18 protein-coding genes are annotated in these 24335 nt (G+C 62.9%); 10 read left to right on the top strand and 8 right to left on the bottom strand.

Features of this window, described 5'->3' with window-relative positions; genetic code table 11:
• Positions 1-4: 4 nt before the first annotated feature.
• The 5 genes from HT585_RS30850 (at position 5) to HT585_RS30830 (ending at position 5176) form a co-directional block, all read left to right on the top strand.
• Entirely contained in the window at positions 5-982 is a 978-nt protein-coding gene (locus HT585_RS30850; RefSeq protein WP_077505383.1) for an ABC transporter permease, read from the top strand.
• A 32-nt stretch (positions 983-1014) separates the two neighbouring features.
• The gene (locus HT585_RS30845; RefSeq protein ID WP_176356589.1) at positions 1015-2037 is read left to right on the top strand and encodes a zinc-binding alcohol dehydrogenase family protein; all 1023 of its coding nucleotides are present in this window, start codon (positions 1015-1017) and stop codon (positions 2035-2037) included.
• A 334-nt stretch (positions 2038-2371) separates the two neighbouring features.
• A complete protein-coding gene (phaZ, locus tag HT585_RS30840) occupies positions 2372-3646 on the top strand; it encodes a polyhydroxyalkanoate depolymerase (RefSeq protein ID WP_176356588.1) in 1275 nt (424 codons plus the stop codon).
• 147 nt (positions 3647-3793) lie between these two features.
• On the top strand, positions 3794-4222 hold the full coding sequence (locus HT585_RS30835; protein WP_176356587.1) for a DUF2852 domain-containing protein: 429 nt from the start codon (positions 3794-3796) through the stop codon (positions 4220-4222).
• Positions 4223-4417: 195 nt separating this feature from the next.
• The gene (locus HT585_RS30830; protein ID WP_176356586.1) at positions 4418-5176 is read left to right on the top strand and encodes a M48 family metallopeptidase; all 759 of its coding nucleotides are present in this window, start codon (positions 4418-4420) and stop codon (positions 5174-5176) included.
• Between the two features lie 13 nt (positions 5177-5189).
• Here the strand turns inward: HT585_RS30830 and HT585_RS30825 are convergent, their stop codons facing one another.
• On the bottom strand, positions 5190-5390 hold the full coding sequence (locus HT585_RS30825) for a YqaE/Pmp3 family membrane protein (protein ID WP_176356585.1): 201 nt from the start codon (positions 5388-5390) through the stop codon (positions 5190-5192).
• Between the two features lie 131 nt (positions 5391-5521).
• On the opposite strand from HT585_RS30825, the gene HT585_RS30820 reads away from it, so the two are divergent.
• The 5 genes from HT585_RS30820 to HT585_RS30800 are packed head-to-tail and all read left to right on the top strand — an operon-like array spanning position 5522 to position 10597.
• Positions 5522-6196: a phosphoribosylanthranilate isomerase gene (locus HT585_RS30820; RefSeq protein WP_176356584.1), complete on the top strand. Its 675-nt coding sequence runs from the start codon at positions 5522-5524 to the stop codon at positions 6194-6196.
• The gene (trpB, locus tag HT585_RS30815) at positions 6193-7413 is read left to right on the top strand and encodes a tryptophan synthase subunit beta (protein WP_176356583.1); all 1221 of its coding nucleotides are present in this window, start codon (positions 6193-6195) and stop codon (positions 7411-7413) included. Before HT585_RS30820 ends, trpB begins: the two co-directional genes overlap by 4 nt.
• Before the next feature lie 5 nt (positions 7414-7418).
• Positions 7419-8258 (top strand): tryptophan synthase subunit alpha, encoded by an 840-nt coding sequence (gene trpA / locus HT585_RS30810; RefSeq protein WP_176356582.1) that lies wholly within the window; start codon positions 7419-7421, stop codon positions 8256-8258.
• Positions 8259-8308: 50 nt separating this feature from the next.
• Positions 8309-9226, top strand: a complete 918-nt coding sequence (gene accD, locus HT585_RS30805; RefSeq protein WP_176356581.1) for an acetyl-CoA carboxylase, carboxyltransferase subunit beta — start codon at positions 8309-8311, stop codon at positions 9224-9226.
• A gap of 27 nt (positions 9227-9253) precedes the next feature.
• Positions 9254-10597: a bifunctional folylpolyglutamate synthase/dihydrofolate synthase gene (locus HT585_RS30800; RefSeq protein WP_176356580.1), complete on the top strand. Its 1344-nt coding sequence runs from the start codon at positions 9254-9256 to the stop codon at positions 10595-10597.
• A 130-nt stretch (positions 10598-10727) separates the two neighbouring features.
• On the opposite strand, the gene trxA is transcribed toward HT585_RS30800, so the two are convergent.
• The 7 genes from trxA to ahcY all read right to left on the bottom strand — a co-directional run bounded on the left by trxA (position 10728) and on the right by ahcY (position 24316).
• On the bottom strand, positions 10728-11051 hold the full coding sequence (gene trxA, locus HT585_RS30795; RefSeq protein WP_025425335.1) for a thioredoxin: 324 nt from the start codon (positions 11049-11051) through the stop codon (positions 10728-10730).
• 86 nt (positions 11052-11137) lie between these two features.
• Positions 11138-14707 carry a double-strand break repair helicase AddA gene (gene addA / locus HT585_RS30790; RefSeq protein ID WP_176356579.1) on the bottom strand — a complete coding sequence of 1190 codons (3570 nt, stop codon included), beginning with the start codon at positions 14705-14707 and terminating at the stop codon, positions 11138-11140.
• Complete coding sequence (gene addB / locus HT585_RS30785) at positions 14697-17882, bottom strand: double-strand break repair protein AddB (protein WP_176356578.1); 3186 nt, start codon at positions 17880-17882, stop codon at positions 14697-14699. Before addB ends, addA begins: the two co-directional genes overlap by 11 nt.
• Positions 17879-18610: a nucleotidyltransferase family protein gene (locus HT585_RS30780; protein ID WP_176356577.1), complete on the bottom strand. Its 732-nt coding sequence runs from the start codon at positions 18608-18610 to the stop codon at positions 17879-17881. The genes addB and HT585_RS30780 overlap by 4 nt, the downstream gene beginning before the upstream one ends.
• Positions 18611-18620: 10 nt before the next feature.
• Positions 18621-20132 (bottom strand): tRNA (adenosine(37)-N6)-threonylcarbamoyltransferase complex ATPase subunit type 1 TsaE, encoded by a 1512-nt coding sequence (tsaE, locus tag HT585_RS30775; RefSeq protein ID WP_176356576.1) that lies wholly within the window; start codon positions 20130-20132, stop codon positions 18621-18623.
• The gene (locus HT585_RS30770) at positions 20132-22612 is read right to left on the bottom strand and encodes a sensor histidine kinase (RefSeq protein ID WP_176356575.1); all 2481 of its coding nucleotides are present in this window, start codon (positions 22610-22612) and stop codon (positions 20132-20134) included. The genes tsaE and HT585_RS30770 overlap by 1 nt, the downstream gene beginning before the upstream one ends.
• Before the next feature lie 303 nt (positions 22613-22915).
• Positions 22916-24316 carry an adenosylhomocysteinase gene (ahcY, locus tag HT585_RS30765; protein WP_176356574.1) on the bottom strand — a complete coding sequence of 467 codons (1401 nt, stop codon included), beginning with the start codon at positions 24314-24316 and terminating at the stop codon, positions 22916-22918.
• Between the last annotated feature and the right edge of the window lie 19 nt (positions 24317-24335).

The raw sequence follows: 24335 nt of genomic DNA, 5'->3' as shown, positions 1-24335 counted from the left end.
GACGATGAGTGCTGAAACGGTCGACAGCGGAACGGGCCCGGCGCCGCGGAAAGGCGTGAGCATCCTGTTCGGCCTGACGCTTCTCGGGCTCCTGCTCTTCCTCTGGCTGCTCCTGGGGCTTGCCACTAACAGCTTCTGGACGCCCAACAATATCAGCAATCTGTTGCGCCAGGGCGCCATGACGGCGATCCTGGCCGTCGGCCAGACCTTCGTCATCATCACTGCGGGTATCGATCTGTCGGTCGGTGCCGTCGTCGGCTTCACCAGCGTTATCGTCGCCTGGCTGCTTGCCGCCGGCGTGCCGCTCTGGATCGCCATCATTCTGACGCTCGCCTTCGGTGTCCTGATTGGCGCCTTCCATGCCTTCGGCATCGTCCGCATGGGTCTGCCGCCGTTCATCATCACGCTCGCAACGTTGACGTCGCTGCGCGGCATCGGTCTCTTGATCACCAACGGCTCGACGATCTCGATCACCAACGAGGCCTTCACCAATTTCTCCCGCGCCGATTTTCTCGGCGTGCCCAGCCTGTTCTGGATGGTGATCGTGGTGGCGATCCCGGCCTACGTCTTCCTGCATCTGAGCCGCTTCGGCCGCTATCTCTTCGCCGTCGGCTCCAACAGCGAGGCGGCGCGCCTCTCCGGCGTCAACGTGCATCGCACCATCTATCTCGCCTATATCCTGTCTTCGACCTGCGCCGCCTTCGTCGGCCTGCTGCTCGCCTCGCGCATCGGCATCGGCAACGCCACGCAGGCCGAAGGCTGGGAATTGCAGGCGATTGCGTCTTCGGTCATCGGCGGCACAAGCCTTTTTGGCGCGGTCGGCTCGGTGCATGGCCCGCTGCTCGGCGCCTTCATCCTCGCCACGATCAACAACGGCGCCAACCTGCTCAACGTCAATTCGTTCTGGCAGCGCATCATCACCGGCGTCCTCATCATCGTGATCGTCTATTTTGACCAGCTCAGGCGGCGTGGCGCTCGCTAGGTGCCGTGCCCTGACAACATGCGGAAAATGCCATGAAAGCCGTCCTCTGCCCCGAACCCGGTCACCTGGAGATCGTTGAACGCGCACCGGTGCCGGACCCGTCGGCGGGCTGGGTGCGTGTCGCCGTCAGCCATGTCGGCATCTGCGGCACCGACTATCACATCTTCGCCGGCAAGCACCCGTTCCTGGAATATCCGCGGGTGATGGGACACGAGATCTCCGCGACGGTGGTTGCCAACGGACCGGGAACCACGATCGCGCCGGGCACGCCCGTGGTGGTCAACCCCTATCTCTCCTGCGGTCATTGCGTCGCCTGCCGCCGGGGAAAGCCGAACTGCTGCACGGCGATCAAGGTGCTCGGAGTTCACACCGACGGCGCCTTCTGCGAGGAGATCCTCGTTCCCGAAGGCAATCTTTATCCGGCATCCGACCTCATGCCGGAGGCGGCCGCAACGGTGGAGTTCCTGGCTATCGGCGCCCACGCCGTGCGCCGCGCGGCTTGCGCGGCCGGCAGTAGGGCCCTGGTCATCGGCGCCGGGCCGATCGGGTTGGGAACGGCGATCTTTTCGCGCATCGCCGGCCATGCGGTGACCCTCATGGATACCAGTACCGAAAGGCTGGCGTTCGCGAGCGATCGGCTCGGTTTCGGCGCCGGCATCGTTGCCGACGCAATGTCCGGTGAGCGTATCGCCGAAGCAACGGATGGCGACGGGTTCGATGTCGTGTTCGACGCCACGGGGCACGGTGGCTCAATGGAGGCCGCCTTCGGCCATGTGGCGCATGGGGGAACGTTGGTGTTCGTCAGCGTCGTCAAGGACGAGATCCGTTTCTCCGATCCAGAATTTCACAAGCGGGAGATGACGTTGATCGGCAGCCGCAACGCCACGCGGGAGGATTTCGATCATGTGGCGGGCGCGATCAGGCAAGGGCTGGTGCCGGTGGAGACGCTGATTACCCATCGAACGACGATGGATGCGGTGGTTGAGGATCTGCCGCGCTGGGCGAGCGAGAAATCCGGTCTGGTCAAGGCAATTGTCCGGATTGCGGCGGCGTGACGGCCCGATTCTGCTGCGATGCGGAAGATCGCGCCGAGGCGCGAGCGCCGTCGGTCGCTTCGGAAAAAGCTTCCGCCCCCGCCAAAAGAACGCGAATTTCTTACGAGAACGCGCCTTTTCCGCCAGCTCCGGGCAAGTCCGTTTGTTAAATATCAGCAATCCGGGGGCATTCTCGCAGAAGTCGCTTGTATCGAGGTGAAACGGGTATACTTGTTGCAGTGCACAAGAAACATGGTAGTCTTGCAGCGATTGCGGACACCAAGACAAACAATCGCAAGCTTGCGTCCGACTGGGAGCGGCGTTGTCGTTGATTGAACCAAGGGGTACGCTTCCTATGTTCTACCAGCTCTACGAATTGAACCATGCCATGATGGCGCCGTGGCGGACGGCGGCGGATGCGATGCGGCTTGCTTTCAGCAATCCGATGAACCCGATCTCGCACACCTATCTCGGTCGCGCGACAGCTGCTGGCCTCGAGGTCTTCGAACGAACGACGCGCCGCTATGGCAAGCCGGAATTCGGCCTTCCCGAAACGCTGATCGACGGCCAGCCCGTCGGGGTTCACGAGCGTATCGTCTGGCGCGAGCCGTTCTGCAACCTGATCCATTTCGAACGCGCTGTTCCCAAGGGTAGGGCTGCCGATCCGAAAGTGCTGATCGTTGCACCGATGTCGGGCCATTATGCCACGCTGCTGCGCGGAACCGTCGAAGCCCTGCTTCCGCATTCCGATATCTACATCACCGACTGGATCGACGCGCGCATGGTTCCCTTGAGCGAGGGGAATTTCGATCTCGACGACTATATCGACTACGTCATCCAGATGCTGCACTTCCTTGGGCCTGACACGCACGTCATCGGGGTCTGTCAGCCGGCCGTGCCGGTGCTCGCAGCGGTCGCGGTGATGGAGGCGGCCGGCGATCCGCTGTCACCGGCCTCGATGACGCTGATGGGCGGGCCGATCGATACGCGCATCAACCCGACCGCCGTCAACAAGCTGGCCGAAGAGCGGCCGATCGAGTGGTTCCGCGACAATGTCGTCATGCCGGTGCCGTGGCCGCAGCCGGGTTTCATGCGCATGGTCTATCCCGGCTTCCTGCAGCTCTCGGGCTTCATGTCGATGAACCTCGACCGTCACCTGATCGCACACAAGGAATTCTTCGCCCATCTGGTGAAGAACGATGGCGATGCCGCCGAGAAACACCGCGATTTCTACGACGAATATCTTGCGGTGATGGATCTGACGGCTGAGTTCTATCTGCAAACCGTTCAGGTCGTTTTCATGCAGCATGCGCTCCCGAAGGGCGAGATGATGCATCGCGGCCGACGCGTCGATACCACGGCGATCAAGAAGGTCGCGCTGCTGACGGTCGAAGGCGAGAACGACGATATTTCGGGTCTCGGCCAGACGAAGGCGGCGCAGACGATCTGCACCAACATCCCCGAGCATATGCGCATGCACTACATGCAGCCTGATGTCGGGCACTACGGCGTGTTCAACGGATCGCGTTTCCGTCGCGAAATCGCACCGCGCATCGTTGCCTTCCAGCGCGAGCATGCCCGCCATACCAACCCGGTAAAGCAGGTGATCAAGGGCGGAAAAACCGCCTGATTGATGAAAATTCGGGCTTTTGACCGCGCAGAGTCAAGGGTTTGTCCGATTCCGGGGAAGGGCGTCTTGTAGTCGATAGCGCGCCTTCCCACATCGTTTTCACCGGGCCGCAATGGGTGGTCCGGTTGATTGCGAGGAATACTGAAGATGAACCAATCTGCTTTGATCCGTCCGGATTGGACGCCTGCGACCATTGCATTGATGGTGCTCGGTTTCGTGGTTTTCTGGCCGCTCGGCCTGGCCATGCTCGCCTACATCCTCTTCGGCGAGAAACTGAAAACGTTCAAGAAAGACGCCAACAGCACGGTCGACGGCATGTGCTCCGCCTTCAAGCGCGGCAATCGCGCCAACTGGACGCAGCCGCATCGCACCGGCAACGTTGCCTTTGATGACTGGCGCGAAGCCGAACTTGCCCGCCTCGATGAAGAGCGTCGCAAGCTCGATGAAATGCGCGAGGAATTCGATTCCTACGTGCGCGAGCTTCGCCGCGCCAAGGACCAGGACGAGTTCGACCGCTTCATGCGCGACCGCCGCAATGGCGGCTCCGGCCCCGTCGCCCCGTTCGAGGCAAACTGAGTGATGAACAGGACATCCGGTGTTTCACATGAAACGCCGGATGTCGTGATCGGCATAAGGCGCCACCTGTCGCTTCAAATGCGCAAACGGCGCCTTGTCATGTCGATCACAAAAGCCGGCAATTCCCTGACCCGCGGCGCGTTTCTGGGAATTATGCATTAGCCGAAAAGGCCGCGAATCGGATAGAAAGCCGTCATGTTCCCTTCTTTCACGCGGCGGCGCACTCCTCCTCCGGCTCCAGTCGACACGACCCGAGAAATCGAAGTCGCGGGAAAGATGCTTCCGCTGACCATCCGGCAGAATTCGCGGGCCACCCGCATGACACTGCGCATCGAGCCCGGTGGCCGCGCGCTGAAGCTGACGATCCCGCAGGGGCTGGCCGATCGGGAAGTGAATGCTTTCCTCAGCCGCCATCAGGGCTGGTTGATGACCAAGCTGGCGCGATTTTCCGGCGAGAGCCAGCTGGAAGAGGGCGGCACGATCCTGATCCGCGGCGTCGCTCATCGGATCGAAAGATCAGGAAAAATCAGAGGATTGACCGAAGCCTTCGTCGTTGACGATGAGGCGATCCTGCGTGTCAGCGGCGGCGAGGAACATCTGCGCCGTCGCATCGTCGATTTCTTGAAGAAGGAAGCGCGGCATGATCTCGATCGTCTGGTCGCGGTCTATGCCGGCCGGGTCGGCCGGCGGCCGAAGTCGCTGAGCCTGAAGGACACGCGCAGCCGCTGGGGCTCCTGTTCGGCCGATGGCGCGCTAAGCTTTTCATGGCGGATCGTCATGGCGCCGCCGAAGGTCATCGCCTATCTCGCCGCACACGAAGTAGCGCATCTCAAGGAGATGAACCATGGGCCGGACTTCTGGGCACTGTGCGAGAAGCTCTGCCCCGACACCAACGATGCCAAGCGCTGGCTGAGGCGCAACGGCACGATGCTGCACGCCATCGATTTCGACTAGATCGTTGTCGGGTTTAGCCGCGGCTGCGGCCAGCCAGAGCAGCCTGGATCTTCGCGTCCGTCTTGTATTGGCTGAGCGCATAGACCGACCAGATCGCCGCCGGCACCCAGCCGATCAGGGTTATCTGCAGGATAAGGCAGATGATGCCGGCAAAAGGGCGGCCGATGGTGAAGAACTGAAGCCAGGGCAGAATGAGGGCAAGCAGCAGACGCATTCGTCTCTCCGTTGTGATAGAATGCATATGGTGAGCTGAGGCCGAAACCGCAATGCCGCACCCTCTGGACGACGGTGCGCAGGGTGGTTTTTGGCTCGACTCCAGCGACATTTCATGCAAGGTCGCTTCTCATGAAAACCGAAGTGAAGATATGCGGCCTGAAGACCGCGGAAGCGGTGGATCACGCGGTGGCGCTCGGCGCATCGCACACGGGCTTCATCTTTTTCGCAAAGAGCCCGCGCAATCTCGAACCCGATGACGCCGGTCGTCTGGCGGACAGGATCCGCGGCAAGGCAAAGATCGTCGCCGTGACCGTCGACGCCGACAATGACGATCTCGACGAGATCGTGGCAGCGCTCAATCCGGACATTTTGCAGCTGCATGGCCGCGAGACACCCGACAGGGTTCTCACCGTCAAGGCGGTCTATGGCCTGCCCGTGATGAAGGCTTTGTCCATCCGCAACGCTGACGATTTGAAAAAGGTCGAGCCTTATATCGGCATCGCCGACCGGTTTCTCTTTGATGCCAAGCCCCCTGCAGGATCGGAATTGCCCGGCGGTAACGGTGTTTCCTTCGACTGGACCCTGCTCGATGCGCTTGACGGCAGCGTCGATTACATGCTTTCCGGTGGTTTGAACGTGAACAACATCGGTGAAGCCCTGGCGCAGACGCGCGCCCGTGCCATCGATACGTCCTCCGGCGTCGAGAGCGCGCCGGGTGTCAAGGATCTGAAGCTCATGGATGCGTTTTTCGATGCCGTTCGCCACGCGGAGGCGGTTACGGCACGGTCAGGGAGCAAGACGTGAACGAGGCGCCAAAACTCAATTCCTTCCGGGCGGGACCTGACGAAGACGGCCGTTTCGGCATTTTCGGTGGCCGCTTCGTTGCCGAAACCCTGATGCCCCTGATCCTCGACCTGCAGGCCGAGTGGGACAAGGCCAAGAACGACCCGGCCTTCAAGGCCGAGCTCGACAATCTCGGCGCCCATTACATCGGCCGTCCGAGCCCGCTCTATTTCGCCGAGCGGCTGACGGAAGAGCTCGGCGGCGCCAAGATCTACTTCAAGCGCGAAGAGCTGAACCACACCGGTTCGCACAAGATCAACAACTGCATCGGCCAGATCCTGCTCGCCAAGCGCATGGGCAAGACGCGTATCATCGCCGAAACCGGCGCCGGCCAGCACGGCGTGGCGTCTGCGACCGTCGCCGCCCGCTTCGGCCTGCCTTGCGTCGTCTACATGGGCGCGACCGACGTCGAGCGACAGGCGCCGAACGTCTTCCGCATGAAGCTTCTCGGCGCCGAGGTGAAGCCGGTTACCGCCGGTAACGGGACGCTCAAGGACGCCATGAACGAGGCGTTGCGCGACTGGGTCACCAATGTCGACAACACCTATTACCTGATCGGCACGGCTGCCGGTCCGCATCCCTATCCGGAAATGGTCCGCGACTTCCAGGCCGTCATCGGCCAGGAGGCGAAGGCGCAGATGCTGGAGGCCGAGGGCCGGCTTCCCGATCTCGTCGTTGCTGCAGTCGGCGGCGGGTCCAACGCGATCGGTATCTTCCATTCGTTCCTCGACGACGAAGGCGTGAAAATCGTCGGTGTCGAGGCCGGCGGCAAGGGGCTCGATGGCGAGGAACATTGCGCGTCGATCACCGCCGGTTCGCCGGGCGTACTGCACGGCAACCGCACCTATCTGCTGCAGGACGGCGACGGCCAGATCAAGGAAGGCCACTCGATTTCGGCCGGCCTCGATTACCCAGGCATCGGCCCGGAGCACTCCTGGCTCAACGATGTCGGCCGCGTCGAATATGTGCCGATCATGGACCACGAGGCACTGGAAGCCTTTCAAATGCTGACTCGTCTTGAAGGCATCATCCCGGCACTGGAGCCTTCGCACGCCTTGGCCGAGGTCATCAAGCGCGCGCCGACGATGGGCAAGGACGAGATCATCCTGATGAATCTCTCCGGTCGCGGCGACAAGGACATTTTCACCGTCGGCAAGATTCTGGGTATGGGGCTGTAACGATCATGACCGCACGCATGGACAGAAAGTTCGCCGATGTGGCGTCGGAAGGACGCCCGGTCCTCGTGACCTATTTTATGGGTGGCGACCCCGATTTCGAAACGTCCGTTTCGATCATGAAGGCACTGCCGAAGGCCGGTGCCGACGTCATCGAACTCGGCATGCCGTTTTCCGACCCGATGGCCGACGGACCGGCGATCCAGCTTGCCGGCCAGCGTGCGCTGAAGGCAGGCCAGACGTTGGCAAAGACGCTCGACATTGCTCGTCGTTTCCGCGAGGAAGACCAGCGTACGCCGATCGTGCTGATGGGCTACTACAATCCGATCTACATCTACGGTGTCGATCGTTTCCTGACAGACGCTCTGGACGCTGGCATCGACGGGCTGATCGTTGTCGATCTGCCGCCGGAGATGGACGATGAACTCTGCATCCCGGCGCTTGCGAAGGGCATCAACTTCATTCGCCTGGCGACGCCGACGACGGATGACCGTCGTCTGCCGAAGGTTCTCGAAAATACCTCGGGCTTCGTGTACTACGTCTCGATGAACGGCATAACCGGGTCGGCCCTGCCGGATCCGTCGTTGATTGCCGGCGCCGTCGAGCGTATCAAGAGCCATACGAAACTGCCTGTTTGCGTCGGCTTCGGCGTCAAGACGGCGGAACATGCAAGAGCCATCGGCGCATCGGCCGATGGTGTCGTCGTCGGAACGGCGATCGTCAATCAGATCGCGTCGAGCCTGACCGAAGAAGGCAGAGCGACGGACGCGACTGTACCGGGTGTCGAAGCGTTGATAAGGGGCCTGTCGGCTGGCGTGCGGTCCGCACGGCTCGCAGCAGCCGAATAATTGCCTATATTAGCGCGCACAACCCGAAGAAAATCTTCAGGAGACTATAAGTGAACTGGATCACAAACTACGTTCGGCCGAAAATCAATTCGATGCTGGGCCGCAGGGAAGTGGCGGAGAATCTCTGGATCAAGTGCCCGGAAACCGGCGAGATGGTGTATCACCGCGATCTCGAGGAGAACAAATGGGTCATCCCGCAATCCGGCTTCCACATGAAGATGCCGGCAAAAGCTCGGTTGAAGGATCTGTTCGACGGTGGCATCTACGAGGCCCTGCCGCAGCCCAAGGTGGCGCAGGATCCGCTCAAGTTCCGCGATTCCAAGAAGTATTCCGACCGTCTTCGTGACAGCCGCGCCAAGACCGAGCTAGAAGACACGATCGTTGCCGGTGTCGGCCGCGTTCAGGGCGTCAAGCTCGTCGGCGTGGTACATGAGTTCAACTTCATCGGCGGTTCGCTCGGCATGGCCGCAGGCGAAGCCATCGTGAAGGCCTTCGAAAAGGCGATCGCGGAGAAGTGCCCGCTGGTCATCTTCCCGGCCTCCGGTGGCGCCCGCATGCAGGAAGGCATCCTTTCGCTGATGCAGCTGCCGCGCACGACCGTCGCCGTAAACATGCTCAAGGAAGCCGGTCTTCCCTATATCGTCGTGTTGACCAACCCGACCACCGGCGGTGTTACGGCCTCCTACGCCATGCTCGGGGATATTCAAATCGCCGAACCCGGCGCCGAAATCGGCTTTGCCGGCAAGCGCGTGATCGAGCAGACGCTGCGCGAGAAGCTGCCAGAAGGCTTCCAGACAGCGGAATACCTGCTGGAACACGGCATGATCGACATGGTCGTCAAGCGCCACGACATCCCGTCGACGCTGGCACGCGTGCTGAAGATCCTGATGAAGAAGCCGGCGGACGCCGTGAAGCTCAACGGCGGCGGCGCAGACCCAGTGGCCTTGCCGGTAGCGGCAAGCGCATAGCATACGATCCTATCGGGGCAGGGCGAGATGACAGCGGTGGAAGCCAGCGAAGCAGGCTACGAGATCGAAAAACTCCTTGCTTTGCATCCGAAAGGCTTCGACCTGTCGTTGGACAGGATAACCCGGCTTCTGGCCGCGCTCGGCAATCCGCAGGACCGCCTGCCACCGATCATTCACGTGGCCGGCACCAATGGCAAGGGCTCCGTCACCGCCTTCTCGCGTGCGCTGCTTGAGGCCGCCGGCCTGAGCGTCCACGTCCACACCTCCCCGCATCTGGTCAATTGGCATGAGCGTTATCGGCTCGGGGTCAAGGGCGGCAAGGGCAAGCTCGTCAGCGATCCGGTGCTGGCCGATGCGGTTCGACGCGTCGCGGAAGCCAATGGCGGCGAGAAGATCACCGTCTTTGAGATCCTGACTGCGGTCACTTTCGTTCTCTTTGCCGAACATCCGGCGGATGTCGCGATCATGGAGGTTGGTCTCGGTGGCCGCTTCGACGCGACCAATGTCATAAACAACCCGGCCGTTTCGGTGATCATGCCGATCTCACTCGATCACCAGGCCTATCTCGGCGATCGGGTCGAGCTGATCGCAGCGGAAAAAGCCGGCATCATGAAGCGCGGATGCCCAGTCGTCATCGGCCAGCAGGAGGAAGAGGGCGTTCGCGACGTCCTGACCTCGACCGCCGAGCGTCTGGGCTGCCCGATGTCTGTCTACGGTCAGGATTTCCTGGCCCATGAGGAGTTCGGTCGCCTTGTCTACCAGGACGAGCGTGGCCTGTGCGACCTTCCCCTGCCGAAGCTGCCGGGCCGGCATCAATATGCCAATGCCGCCGCCGCCATCCGCGCCGTCAGGGCCGCCGGATTCGACGTGCCGGACGTGGCCATCGAGCGCGGCGTTGCCGGGGTCGAGTGGCCCGGGCGGCTCCAGCGTCTGGGCGGCGGCAAGCTTGCCCATTACGGCCCGCAGGATGCGGAGATCTGGGTCGATGGTGGGCACAATCCCGGGGCTGGCCAGGTGATCGCCGAAGCGATGGCGAATTTCGAGGAGCGCGAATCCCGTCCGCTGTTCCTGATCATCGGCATGATCAACACCAAGGATCCGCTCGGTTACTTCCGCGCCTTCCTCGATCTTGCCGAGCAGGTCTTCACCGTTCCGATCCGTGGCTCCGATGCCGGGCTCGATCCCGTGGCATTGGCCCAGGACGCGGCCTCGGTCGGTTTCGAGGCGTCCGCCCTGTCATCGGTGGCCGAGGCGCTGACGGTCATTGCCAATCTGGTCGACGAAGACCCCATGCCGCCACGCATCCTGATCGGCGGTTCGCTCTATCTCGTTGGCGACGTGCTTGCCGATAACGGCACGCCGCCGAAGTGATCGCATACCTTCGACAAGGATAGTGTTCATCTTTGCAAGGCTGATCCGCGCCAAGACCTTCTGCCGCAGCATTCAAGGCAAGAAAAAAGCCCGGAAAGCCGGGCTTTGAAGTCGGTTCGAAATGTTGGCCTTAAGCGGCCGCAGTCGAAATCCAGGATGTCAGGGCCGTCTTCGGAGCAGCGCCAACCTTGATGTCGGCAACTTCACCAGCCTTGAACATCGCAAGCGTCGGGATCGAGCGCACGCCGTATTGCGCGGCCAGTTCCGGGTTCTCGTCGATGTTCAGCTTCACGACCTTGACCTTGCCGGCGAGCTCGTTGGAGATTTCCTCGAGGCTCGGCGCGATCATCTTGCACGGGCCGCACCATTCAGCCCAGAAATCGACAACCACCGGCTCGGCGGCGTTCAGCACTTCCTGCTGAAAATTGGATGTATCGACTTTTACAGTAGCCATTGGCTGCTCCTTGCGTTCGAAATGTCGGTGTCCAGATGTTGTGTCTCATGTGAGACTGTCCCACTGGATTTTCAATATCGGGTATCTCACTTTGTCGCGAGGTCTTCAAGGCTCCTGTCCAGCGCGGCAGCCTCAAGCACGTGGATGGTGGGGCCTTCGGTGAAGATCAGTGCACATTGGAAGCGGTGCGCCGGATAGAGCGGCCGCAACAGCTCGCGATAGATTGCCAGCTGCGCCTTATAGGCGTCGGGAACATCGTCGGGCGATGTGGGCACGCGGCGGTTGGTCTTGAAGTCGGCGATGGTAACGACGCCTTCCACGACAGACAGCCGGTCGATTCGGCCGGAAACGGCAAATTCCCGGTTCCCGAGCTTCAATGTGCCCATCACCGAGACTTCAGCACGGCTGGCGTCGGAAAAGAGCGACTGCAGGTCGGCATGGTCGACCACCTGCAGCACGGCATCACGCAGACGTGCGCGCTGCATTTCGGGCCAGCGCGGCACCGAGCGGGCGAGGTAGCGGTCGGCCGCAGACAGTCGCTCGGAAGCGGCGATCGACGGCAGGACCTGCAGCAGCCGGTGCAGGATGGCGCCGCGCAGCATCGAGATATCGGCTGGCGCCTTCTGCGAAAACAGCGCCGAACCGACGATCATGTCGCCTTCGTCTTCGTCCACCGCAATGCCGACGCCCGATGGGCTGAGCGGCCGCGGCAAACGTCGCGGCGGCGGCAATGGCATGGAAAGAGCGATCGGCAAGCCGGTTTTCGGGGTAGCGGTGAGGTCGGAGCCTTCGTCGCCCGACGGCACATCGCGCGGCACATGCGTTTCCCGCCAGGCGTGCCCCGCCCATTCCTCGTCACCGGCCTTGAAGATGGCGGGGGTGCTGCGACCGTTGTCGTCCTGCGACAGGCTTGCCTGCACCATGGCGTGCCAGGTGTCTGCGCTTGCCCGTTGCCCACGATAGCCGCACACGACCAGCCGGTCGGCAGCCCGGGTCATGCCCACGTAGAGCAGGCGGCGGTATTCTTCCTCGGCCAAGGCCTTCAACCGCTCGCTGTCGGCGGCGACAAACGAATTGGATGCCGAGCCCGGAGCCCGCCAGACGGGCAGGGGATAGCTCGAGCCATCCGGAAGCGGCATCTCCAGGAAGCGGAGATCGGGCACATGCTGGGAGTTGAACGGCTTGCCGCCGCCATCGACCAGAAACACCACCGGCGCTTCCAGCCCCTTGGCCGCGTGCACGGTCATGATGCGGACTTCGTCGCGCTCCTTGTCCTGCTCGCGCTTGACCGTCGGCGCCTCGATTTCGAGCGTCGAGATGAAGGCCTGCAAGCCAGGAAGGCCGCTTCTTTCTTGATCGAGTGCAAAGGTCAGGAACTCGTCGAGAATGTCGCTCACTTCGCTGCCGAGCCGGGCGAGGAAGGCTGCGCGCCCGCCGTGCACGCCAAGCACGCGGGCATAGAAATCATGCGGAGCGAGCTGTTGGGAGAGGGCAGCGTAGCGACCAAGCCTCCTGACGACTTCTTCGTGAGGAGAGCCTTCGTCGGCGCCGGATTGCTGCAACCTCTGCCAGAGGCTCACGCCTTCGTCGCGTCGGGCGGCGAGTTCGAACAGCGTATCCTCGTCGAGGTTGAACAGCGGGCTCTTCAACAATGCCGCCAGCGACAGATCATCCTCGGGCAGCAACATGAAGCGGCCGAGCGCCAGGAGGTCCTGGATGGCGATATGGCTCGTCAGCACCAGCCGGTCGGCACCGGCGACGGGAATGTCGCTGCGGCGCTTCAGGGCACGTGTCAGCGCGTTGACGAAAGCGTCGCGTTTGCGGACCAGCACGATGACGTCGCCTGGGCGCATGGCGCGGCGCACGCCCTTCTCGATGACGCTCTCGTGCCCGATCCAGCTATCGAGCACGGCGGCAATGCGCCGGGCGAGAATGTTGACCGGTGCCGTTTCGGGCGTCGCATCGAAGGGTGCGGTCCATTCGTCGTCTGTCTCTGTCGGCTCGGCGGCAATCACGTCCCAGATGTCGACGGCACCGGGATGGCCGATACGGTTGGAGGCATGCACCACTGCTTCGTTCTGGGCGCTGAGCCCACGCGCATGGACCGGGTTGGCAAAGACCGTATCGACGGCCGAGAGCACGTCGACGGTAGAGCGGAAGGAAAGCTGCAGCCGGATCGGGCTGAAAGCCTTGCCGCCGTCACGCACGCGCCGCTCGGTCTCGATGCTTTCGCGCGAGAAACGTTCGGGACGGGCGCCCTGGAAGGAGTAGATCGACTGTTTCTCATCGCCGACGGCAAACATGGTGCGGTCGGTGCCGCGGGCGCTATCGCCGGAGAAGAAGTCAGCCGCCAGCGCCTGGATGATCGTCCATTGCGTCGGGCTGGTATCCTGGGCCTCGTCGACGAGGATGTGGTCGATGCCCTGGTCGAGCTTGTAGTGCACCCAGGCGCTGACATCGCCGCGCGCAAACAGGCTCGCGGTGCGATTGATCAGGTCCTCGAAATCGAGCTGGCTGCGCGTGCGCTTCAGGGCTTCATAGTCGTTGCTGAGCCGATCGGCGAGGGTCAGCGCCGAAAGCGTCGCTTCGTACATCTGGACGATGCTCAGCCGGTCGGCACAGGCAACCACATGGTCGCGGGCGGCTTCGACGAGCTCAAGCAGGTCTGGTGCTGCCTGAAGCATCGCCTTGTTGACGAAGGCGGAATCGGCGCGCGGCTTGCCGGTACCGGTAAAGAACAGCTCCTGCAGCCCTTCGTAGCGGGCCATCGGATCGACAAGCTTCGCCGTCGTGCGCAGTCCCTCGGCGAAATCCAGCACCTTGGCGCCGCCGGCGCTGGCGGCAATCGAGAGGTAACGTTCCAGCGAGGGACCGTTAAGGCCCGCAAGCGGCCAGACACTCTGAAGGGTGCGCTCGACGCTATCCTCAGGGGCAAGCTTGAGGGCCGCGCGCAATTGGACGGCGATACCGCCATGGGCGTCGGCGTGGTCGAGAAAGGCCTGGATCGCGGTGCGGTTGGAAACGATCGCTGCCACCAGCTTTTCAAGCCCGGTGTCGTCGGCCAGTTCGAGCACGGTGGCAAAGGCATCGGCAAGCGCTGCATCGCCGTCGGCCGTCGTCGCCGTCAAGAGGGCACGACGCGCATCCGCCAGCAGCACCGCTGCCGCCCGGTCGTCGAGTACAGAGAAATGCCCGGCAACGTTTGCTTCCAGCGGAAACTGGTGCAGCAGCGCCTCGCAGAAGGCGTGGATGGTCTGGATCTTCAGGCCACCCGGCGTTTCGAGCGCGCGCGCAAACAACCGCCGCGCTTCCTGCAACTTCAATCGCGTCGGCCGCTCGCCCTCGATGGCCTCGATCCGCTTTTCCAGCGCCTCGTCGTCGAGCGTTACCCATTCGGCAAGGCGCTCGAAGACGCGGTTCGACATTTCGGACGCCGCTGCCTTGGTATAGGTCAGGCAGAGAATGGCCGACGGCCGGCAGCCGGCAAGCAGCAGTCGGATGACGCGCTGCGTCAGCACATGGGTCTTGCCCGACCCGGCATTGGCGGAAACCCAGGCGGAGCGGGCGGGATCGGAGGCGAGCGACTGCCGGCGCGACGTCCAGTCGAGCCAGGCTTCGGGCGTCCTTTCGTCGGGGCCGGCACTTTCATCCCTCATCGCTGTCATCCTCGCTGTCGGCGGTCGACCATTCCGCGACACGGGCCAGATGGTCGTATTCGCCACCATAGTCGCGCTCCTTCTGGACGATGAGGCGCGAGGCAAAGCCGTGCCTGCCCGACATCAGCGCGGTCAGGAGTTTTCTCAGTTCGATCAGGGCATCGTCGGCCAGCTGGTCGGCCGATTTCGTTTCTTTCGCCCGGCTGTTCTCGTTGTTGACCGCTTCCACCTTGAAACGGGCGCCTGGCTTCAGCCTGACATAGAGCAAGGATTGCGGGTGGGCCGGACCCATGCCCTTGAACGCACCGGCCTTCAGCGCTGCAGCTTCCAGCGCTAGCTGCGGATCGAGCAGCACCCGCGCTTCCTTGATCGAAGGGCTGGAGCCGGTCTTGTAGTCGATGATCTCCACGGTGCCATCGGTCAGCGTGTCCAGCCGGTCGGCGATCCCCGTCAGGCGGATGTCGGCGACGCCGACGTCCATCGATGCGGCAACCTCCGTCAAGGGCTTGCGGACAAATCGCGCGCGCTCCCGTTCCCACTTCAGGAACGCCGTGCCGACGGCGGCAAAGCGCGGCCGCCATATGGTGTCGATATGGGCGGGCAGCCGCTCTTCGTCGAAGGCTTCGTTGAGCAGGCGCGCCATCGCTTCGTCGGCAGCGGTAGACTGGATGTCGAACCCGCCGCGCACGAAGCGATCGACGATGCGGTGGTAGAGCGTGCCACGCTCGGAAGCACCCGGATCGCGGTTGAACGGGTCGAGAGGATGCAGCCGCAGGATCCGGCGCGCATAGATCGAATAGGGGTCGCGACGAAGCCGCGAGACTTCACTGAACGAATACTTGCGTGGCTGTAGGTCGACCGGCGGCTTGGGTGCCGGGCGTTCGGCCAGTGCCTGGCGCCCGCCCTTGTCGAGCATGCGTGCCCACAGGAGATAATCGCTGCCGTTCGATCGCAGGGTCTCTGCAAGCCGTTTGCCGCCAAGCGCCAGCAACCGCTGCAGCCATCGCGATGCCACGGTCGGCGCCGATCCCTGCCGCATCGAGCGGGAAAAGATCAGCTTGCGCGTGCCGCAGGCCATCTGGAAGTCGTGGGCAAGCTGGCCGACGCGACGTTCGGGCGGCTCGAGGCCGATCCCGGTTTTCATCGTGCGGGAAAGGAAGGGATCGTTGGCGGTCTGTCCCGGCCAGTTGCCTTCGTTCATGCCGCCGAGCACCACGAGATCCATGCTCTGCAGGCGCGATTCCAGTGCGCCGAAGATGAAGACACGGGGGTGGCGCATCGAACGCGGCTTGACCGCCTCGCTGGCGGCAAGCGCCTCCATGATGTCGCACCATTGCGGCCCGTCGGCATCCATCTGCCCTTCGGTCTCGATGATGCCACGCAAAAGCGTCGCCAGGGCTTCGCCTGCTTCGCCGGACCAGAGGCCGCTCAGGTCGGCACGCTCGTCGCTTGCGACGGCCTCCAGGGTCTGGCCGGTTCGTGTCGCCCATTCGGCAAAGGTGAATGTCTCGGAGAAGGGGCGTCGCCCGTCGGTGCGCCGAACCAGCGCGCCGGCAAGCGGCTCCGTTGCCGACTTTACCCGCATGGCCAGGTCCTTGGCCGCAAGAATGTCGTCCTCGGTGATGCCGATCCGCCATTCCGGCGGATGGCGATCGACTTCGTGATCGGCGACTGCCTGGTCGAGCAGCGGCTCCAGCAACGAAATGTCGGCGATCTGTGTGCCGCTGCGCAGCGCCAGCCGCTCCAGCACATCGGCGCTGCGGCGCAGTTCTGCCTTCGAGAGGCTGAAACGGGAGAGCGGATGTTTGAACAGCGCCACCAGTGGCACCGGATCGCCAGGTCGAAGGCTTGCCTCCAGCAGCAGCCGCATCAGCGTACCGGCGGGCGTGGAGGCGAGTGGCGTACCGGCTGAATCGTCCGCTTCGATATCGAAACGTGCGAGCTCAGCGCCGACGCGGCGCGCCAGATTGCGGTCCGGTGTGATCAGCGCCGCCTGGCTGTCATCGCTGCCCTCAAGCGCCAGCCGCAGCGCGATGGCAATTGCGGTCGCCTCCTCGCGCTCATTGGCGGTTTCGATCAGGGCGACGTCGCCAAAGGCCTGCTGCAATGTCTCGGGCTTAAGCTCGTTGCGGGTCTCGGTCCAGCCGTTCGTCGCCTTGGCGGGCAAGAGCGCGTGCGACAGGATCTCGCTGCGATCGGTCAATCCGGCATCGGCCTGATCGAGCGTCGGTACATCGCGGCGCTCGACCTGCATGCGCTGCAGCAGGCGGTGGAAGCCGTATTGCGGATGGCTGCGGCTTGCGGGGTCGGGCCGGCCGCCGGCGACGGTCTCGCCAATGATCATGCCCCATTCCGCGTCGGTCATCGTCTGGTCGAGCCCAGGCAAAACGATGGTGCCGTTGGGAAGCTTCTGGACCGCGGCGATCAGCGCGGCGGTCGCCGGGATCGAGCCGGTCGAGCCGGCGATGATGATCGGCCCTTGAAGCGCGCCTGCGGCAATGCGCTGCGTCTCGGCCTGCAGGATGGCGTTGCGATGCCGTGCCGGCGAGGACTGCTTGAGTTCCTCCAGCCGCTCCGGCCAGTAGACCCGGGCGATTTTCAGGAATTCGAGCGTCAGCTGCCACCAGAGCGCATGTTCGCCTGCGTCGAGACTGTCGAGCGCTTCCCAGTCGAGTTCTTCCGTCTCCATCGCGTCGACGAGTTCGGCAAGATTGCGCGCCAGCCAGATGGCGTCCGCCGGGCTCGCAGGAGCGATCAGCGGGCTTTCCGCGTGAATGTCGAGCACGACCTTCGGCAGGCGGTTGCGCCAGGCAAGGATCAGCCGGCCAAGCTCGATCAGCCGCGCGGTGCCGGGCAGGGGCGGCGCCAGATCGAGGATCGCCGGCACTTCCGCATCGAAGAAGCCGCTGTCGTCGTCGGTTTCGCCGAGCGCCCGGATCGTCGGCAGGATGGCCGATCGGCCGCCGAGAAGATCGACGAATTCCGAGCGCAGCACGCGGGCGGAGCGGCGCGTCGGTACGAAGATCGTCACGCCGGCAAGCGGCAACGGGTCGGCGGGGTCGTAGCGAAAATCCGGCGTCAGCGTGCCGTCGCAGAGTTTGCGCGCGAGTGTCTTCAGGAAGGGCAGGCCCGGCGGAATGGTGAAGACGTTCGGCTCGCGATAGGACACGATCATCCCCCCGGCTGGTGGCGGCGAATGGCGGCTTCGGCGTCTTCGATAGCCTCCGGCGTGCCGACCGTCATCCAGTGACCGTCAAGTACGATGCCGAACAATCGCCCTGAAGCAATCGCCCGGTCGAAATAGATATTGAGGTTGAACGCTTCGTCAGGCGCGTCGGCGAACAGCTTCTTGTCAAGCGCGATTGCGCCTGCATAAACGACGGGATTGTCCATGCCTTCAGCGTAACGCACCAGGCGGCCATCGGCGCCGAGCGAGAAATCCTTCTTACCGTTGTGCCCCGTGGTATCCTCGTCGCGCACGCAGAGCAGCGCCATGTCCATTCGAGTCGGATCGAAGAATTCGGCGAGCCGCTGGAGATTGCTCGGTTCGTTCTCATTCTCGCCGATCCAGAAAAGATCGGCGTTCATCACCAGAACGGGGCCGTCAGCCAGCAGCTTGAGACCCTTGGCGAGGCCGCCGCCCGAATTCATCAACGCGTCGCGTTCGTCCGAGATCACGACATCTGGAGCCGTGCGCTGCGCCAGATGCGCTTCCATCTGGTCGGCGAAGTGGTGGACGTTGACGGCCGCCGTGGTGACGCCCGCGTCGACCAGCAGATCGAGAACGTAGTCGATCATCGGCTTGCCGGCGATCTTCACCAGTGGTTTGGGCTTGGTATTGGTGATCGGGCGTAGGCGGGTACCGAGGCCCGCCGCGAGCACCATCGCATTGCTGATCGACATTGCTTCTCTGTCAGTTCGCTGATTCGGGACCGATTAGTCCCGTCTTCATACACCAGTCGCGCAAGGGTTTCAGCGCTTCGTGCGTGAGGGCGACTTCGAGATAGGCGAAAGTGCGCGGCATGTGCTTCATGTAGCCGGGCTTGCCGTCGCGCTGCATCAGGCGCACCCAAATGCCGACGAGCTTGCAGTTGCGCTGGGCCGACATCAGATGCCAGTCGCGCAGGAACAGGGCCTCGTCGAACGGGCCGGCGGCGCGACGATCCGCGAGATAGGCGTCCATCATCCGGCTTTCCAGCGCCGGTTCGATCGTCACCCGGGCGTCCTGAACCAGCGAGGCCACGTCATAGGCCGTCGGGCCGATCATCGCGTCCTGGAAGTCGATCAGGCCGACACTCTGGAGGCCTTCCTGTTCGGGACGCCAGATAATGTTAGGAGAATGAAAGTCGCGCAGCAGCAGGTTTGTCTCAGAGGTCTCGATGAGGTCGATCAGATCGTCCCAGATTGCGGCGTAGTCCTGCTTCTCCTGTTCCGTGGCCGGCGCACCGCGTTTCCATGGTAGGTACCAGTCGATCAGCAGCCGCGTTTCGATCATCATCGCGGTGCGGTCGAAATCGGGGATGTGATGCTTGATACCGCCTGCGAGCGCGATGTCGCGTTTGGCCGGCGCGGCGTGAAGCTTGGCGAGTAAGCGCACGCTTTCGACATAGCGCGCATCGATCGGCTTACCGTCGTCGTCGAGCAGGCCGTCGGAACCGAGGTCCTCGATCAGCAAGATCCCCTGGTCCAGATCGCTCGCGTAGATCGTTGGCGCGGCGAAGCCGCGTTCCCTCAGAAGCTCATCGATGGCGACGAAAGGGACGACGTCCTCGGCGATATGCGCGAGCTGCTGGTAGTATTTGCCATCCTGGAGGATGGGCCCGGGCTTGTGCCGCGCGGCGTCCATCAGGATTCTGGCTGGAAGGCCGTCCCGGCCATCGACCCGCTCGTATGCCCTGACCGAGGCATCGCCGCTCAGATGCCGTCGTCGCGCGTCGGGAAATTCGTTGTGGGAAAGGAAGTCGCGGATCGCCAGCGAACGGGCAATGCGTTGTAGGGCACTCTCCGGTCCGGAGACGCTGACCGTCCGCCCGTCCGGTTCGTGCGTAATCGACAGCACAATCCTGTTGGGCGGCAATGCCTCGTCGGCTCGCTCGGGCCATTCGACCAGACAGATCCCGAGAGACAGAGCCTCATCGAAACCGAGTTCGTCGAGTTCGCTGGCGTGGCCAAGGCGATAGAGGTCGAAATGCGCCACGGGAATGCGCAGGTCGTAGCTCTGTACCAGCGTAAAGGTCGGGCTTGGGACTTCGAGACCATCATCGTCGGCCACAGCACGCAGAAAGGCGCGCGCGAGTGTCGATTTTCCGGCGCCAAGATCGCCTGACAGGGCCAGGCAATCACCCGCCTTCAACGCCAGCGCCAGGTCTTCGCCGAGCTGGATCGTGGCTGCCTCGTCCGTCAGGAAGCGTGTGATCGGCTGCATTATTCCGCCGCGACGATTTTCGGGACCTCTGCCGAAGGAATGCGGCAGCTGACTTCGGTGCCTTCGCCTTCTCGGCTGCGGATCGACACGGTGCCGTGGTGAAGGCTGACGAAGCTTTCGACGATCGACAGGCCAAGGCCGGCGCCACCGCGCTGGCCATGGCTTTCGAAGCGGTTGAACACCGTATCGAGCACGTCCTGCGGAATGCCGGGGCCAGTGTCGGAAACGGAGAAGACGAAATCTCCGCCTTCCCGCCGGCAGGCAAGTTCGATCACGCTGCCGTCAGGTGCAAAGTTGGCGGCATTGGTCAAAAGTTTGATGAAGATCTGCTTCAACCGCTGCTGGTCGGCGACCATGCGCCCGAGGTTGTCGGGTGCAGCGACCCGCAGCGTGACGCCGCCCTCGACCAGCCGGTCGGCCATCTGGTGCGCAATGTCGTCGAGGAAGTCGGTGAGATTGATCTCCGACATGTCGAGTTCGACGATGCCGGCATCGACCGTCGCCAGGTCGAGAATATCGTTGACGATGGTCAAAAGCAACGACGAGGAGGTGGCGATATGGTCGACATATTCCGCCTGGCGATCGTTGAGGTCGCCAAAGGCCGGTGTCTTCAGCAGATCGGCAAAACCAATAATGTTGGTCAGCGGCGAGCGCAGCTCGTATGACACGTGGTGGACGAAGTCGTTCTTCAGCGCATCCGCCTTGCGCAGCGCGTCGTTCTTTTCGGTCAAGGCGCGCTCGACCCGGACACTGTCGGTGATGTTGACGAAGGTCAGCATCGTCTGGGCGTTCGGCAGCGGGATGACAGCGAAGTCGAGGATCAGGCCGGTTCGGAGTTCGAGAATACCCCGGCTCGAGGGACGTTCGTCGTCAAAGCTGGTGATGATGTGCGAGAACCGCTTCCAGCCATCCGGCTGGTCGTAGGACATCAGGCAGGCCTGTTCGATCGCGCGGATATGGGTGCCGGGCTTCGCCTCGGTCTCGTTGATGCCCCAGATGGCGCGGAAGGCCGGGTTGGAAAGCCGGATGCGGCCATCGGGACCGAACACGGCCACGCCTTCGGCCAGATGGTCGATGGTTTCCCCCTGGACCTGGACCAGCGTGTTGTAGCGGGTTTCCAGATCGACCTTTTCGGTCAGGTTCTCGAACACCCAGGTCACGCCGCCCTGCGGCCGCGCGGTTGCGAAAACCCGCAAGGTCTGGCCGTTCGGCAGGTGCCAGAGGTCGGATTGCGTATCGAGCGCCTGGTAGACGGAGAGCGCGTTCGCCTTCCACTGTTTCCAGTTGAGCTGCTCGGGCAGCTGGCCGCCGGAGCGCAGGCGGTCGAGCACTTCACCATTGTCAGGTTTGCGCTCGAGGAAGCCCATGTCGAGGTTCCAGAGGCGCTGGAAAGCCTGGTTGTAGAACTGCAGGCGCTGATTGCCGTCGAAGATGGCGACCGGGGTGGCAAGATGGTCGAGCGTTTCGGCGTGGCTCTTGAGCGTGCGGTCGAGTTCTTCCCGGACCGCCTCGACGCCGGAGACGTCGATGGCAATACCGGTCGTTCCGGCCGGGCTGCGGGCGTCGACCACGTCGTAGAATGTACGGTTGCCCTTGACGACGGTCGAAAGCTTGTCGCGGAACGGCGCGTCGAAAGTCGACACGGCGCGGATTTTTTCACGCGCGACGGTTGCCAGCAATTCGCGGCCCTCGGCGATGGCTGCAGCGACGTTGGGCGCCTCTACCGCATCCGCATAGGCCTCGTTGACCCAGCTCAGCGCTCCATCGGTGCCGCGCTGCCAGACCGGCAGGTCGATCGCGTCGAGCAGCGTGCGGAAGGACATCAGCGAGTTGTTCAGGCGATCGCGCTCAAGCTTCAGCTCGGCGAGTTCCGCCCGCATGTTGTTGAGCGCGATGAAGCGCACGAAAGCGCGTCCGCCGGATACGCGGCCCTGCGCCTCAAGTACCTCGTTGCGCTGTGTTTCGAGCACGAGGTCGAAGCTGCGCGCCTGGGTGCGTAGCGCATCGATCGCCTTCTCGAGTTCGCTGGCGGAATTTCCCTTGATCCAGCGGCCGAACGCCAGGAACTCGCGATCGTCCGACGGCGCCCCGGTTTCCGCCGGCAGCTGGCCGAGCATTTCAGCCCGCTCCGCAAGCCCGTCCCAGATGACGATGCGGCGGTTCTTGTCGGCAATGAGGGCCTGGAAGCGCGAAAGGCGCTGATTGGCGTCCGAAAGATCGGACCGAAGCTCGCGGTTTTCAGCTTCGATATTGCCGCGCTGGCGGATCAGCCAGATCGCCGAGATCATCGCCGCGGAAATGACGCCGATGAGGACGGAAAAGGTGATGACTTCCGAGGAGCCGAAGATGTTCGCCTTCTGCGCCGAGACCTGGGCGACCGCATCTGTTGCGGCGAAGAGTGCCGTGCAGGCCATCAGGCGGCGAAGGAGCACCGGGCCTTTGCGGCGACCGCCCGATGAGGTTTCGTGTGCTGTTGTCATGGCGCTGCCGTCCCCGTCTGTCCGAAGGGTGCTGCCGGCCCTGTTGTGCCATGCGCAGTTCCGGCGATACCCTGGAGGGTTCGCGTCAGATCTGATTGCATCCCCGGTCTGTCTCCGTCTGTTTGCCGCTTGCCGACAAGACATCCCACTCGCAATGCCCGAAGGTCCGCACCGGCATCACGAATCAATGGGTTAGAGCATACTTCGTTGACGAATCGTCGGGAAGGGAGCCGCCCAAAAAAGAGGCCGCGTTCTCTTGTCAAGAACGCGGCCACAACATGTTGTGGATTGCCCGGGTAAAGATTAGTACCGGTAGTGTTCAGCCTTGAACGGACCCTGCTGGCCGACGCCGATATAGTCGGCCTGTTCCTTCGACAGCTCGGAGAGCTTCGCGCCGAGCTTGTTCAGGTGCAGGCGGGCGACCTTCTCGTCGAGCGCCTTCGGCAGAACGTAGACTTCGTTCTTGTAGTTCTCACCCTTGGTGAAGAGTTCGATCTGGGCCAGCGTCTGGTTGGTGAACGATGCCGACATCACGAAGGACGGGTGACCGGTGGCGTTGCCGAGGTTGAGCAGGCGGCCTTCCGACAGAAGGATCATGCGGTTGCCCTTCGGGAACTCGATCATGTCGACCTGCGGCTTGATGTTCGTCCACTTCAGGTTACGCAGCGCGGAGACCTGAATTTCGTTGTCGAAGTGGCCGATGTTGCCGACGATCGCCATGTCCTTCATCTCGCGCATGTGGTCCATGCGGATGACGTCCTTGTTGCCGGTCGTGGTGATGAAGATGTCGGCAGACGAAACAACGTCTTCGAGCTGAACGACTTCGAAACCGTCCATGGCGGCCTGAAGCGCGCAGATCGGATCGACTTCGGTCACCTTGACGCGTGCGCCGGCGCCCGAGAGCGAGGCTGCCGAGCCCTTGCCGACGTCGCCGTAACCGCAGACGACGGCAACCTTGCCGGCCATCATCACGTCGGTGCCGCGACGGATGCCGTCGACCAGCGATTCCTTGCAGCCGTACTTGTTGTCGAACTTCGACTTGGTGACGCTGTCGTTGACGTTGATCGCCGGGAACGGCAGCAGGCCCTTGGCCTGGAGCTGGTACAGGCGGTTGACGCCGGTCGTCGTTTCCTCAGTCACGCCCTTGATGGCGTCGCGCTGCTTGGTGAACCAGCCCGGCGAAGCGGCAAGGCGCTTCTTGATCTGCGCGATCAGGATCTCTTCTTCTTCCGAACCCGGATTGGAGAGAACGTCTTCGCCAGCTTCGGCGCGAGCGCCGAGCAGGATGTACATGGTGGCGTCGCCGCCATCGTCCAGGATCATGTTGGAGACGCCGCCGTCAGCCCACTGGAAGATCTTGTCGGTGTAGGTCCAGTATTCCTCAAGCGTTTCGCCCTTGACGGCGAACACCGGGATACCGCTGGCAGCGATCGCTGCGGCTGCGTGATCCTGGGTCGAGAAGATGTTGCACGAAGCCCAACGGATGTCGGCGCCGAGAGCGGCGAGCGTCTCGATCAGCACGGCGGTCTGGATGGTCATGTGCAGCGATCCGGTGATCCGGGCGCCCTTCAGAGGCTTGGATGCGCCAAACTCTTCGCGGCAGGCCATCAGGCCCGGCATTTCCGTTTCGGCGATCGTAATTTCCTTGCGTCCGAAATCGGCAAGACCGATGTCGGCGACGATGTAATCCTGAGTGGTGGTCATGGAATTCTCCAGGCTGATC

This window comes from Ensifer oleiphilus, assembly GCF_013371465.1.
Taxonomy (GTDB): Bacteria; Pseudomonadota; Alphaproteobacteria; order Rhizobiales; family Rhizobiaceae; genus Ensifer; species Ensifer oleiphilus.
This window is presented reverse-complemented; position numbering and strand designations above follow the sequence as displayed.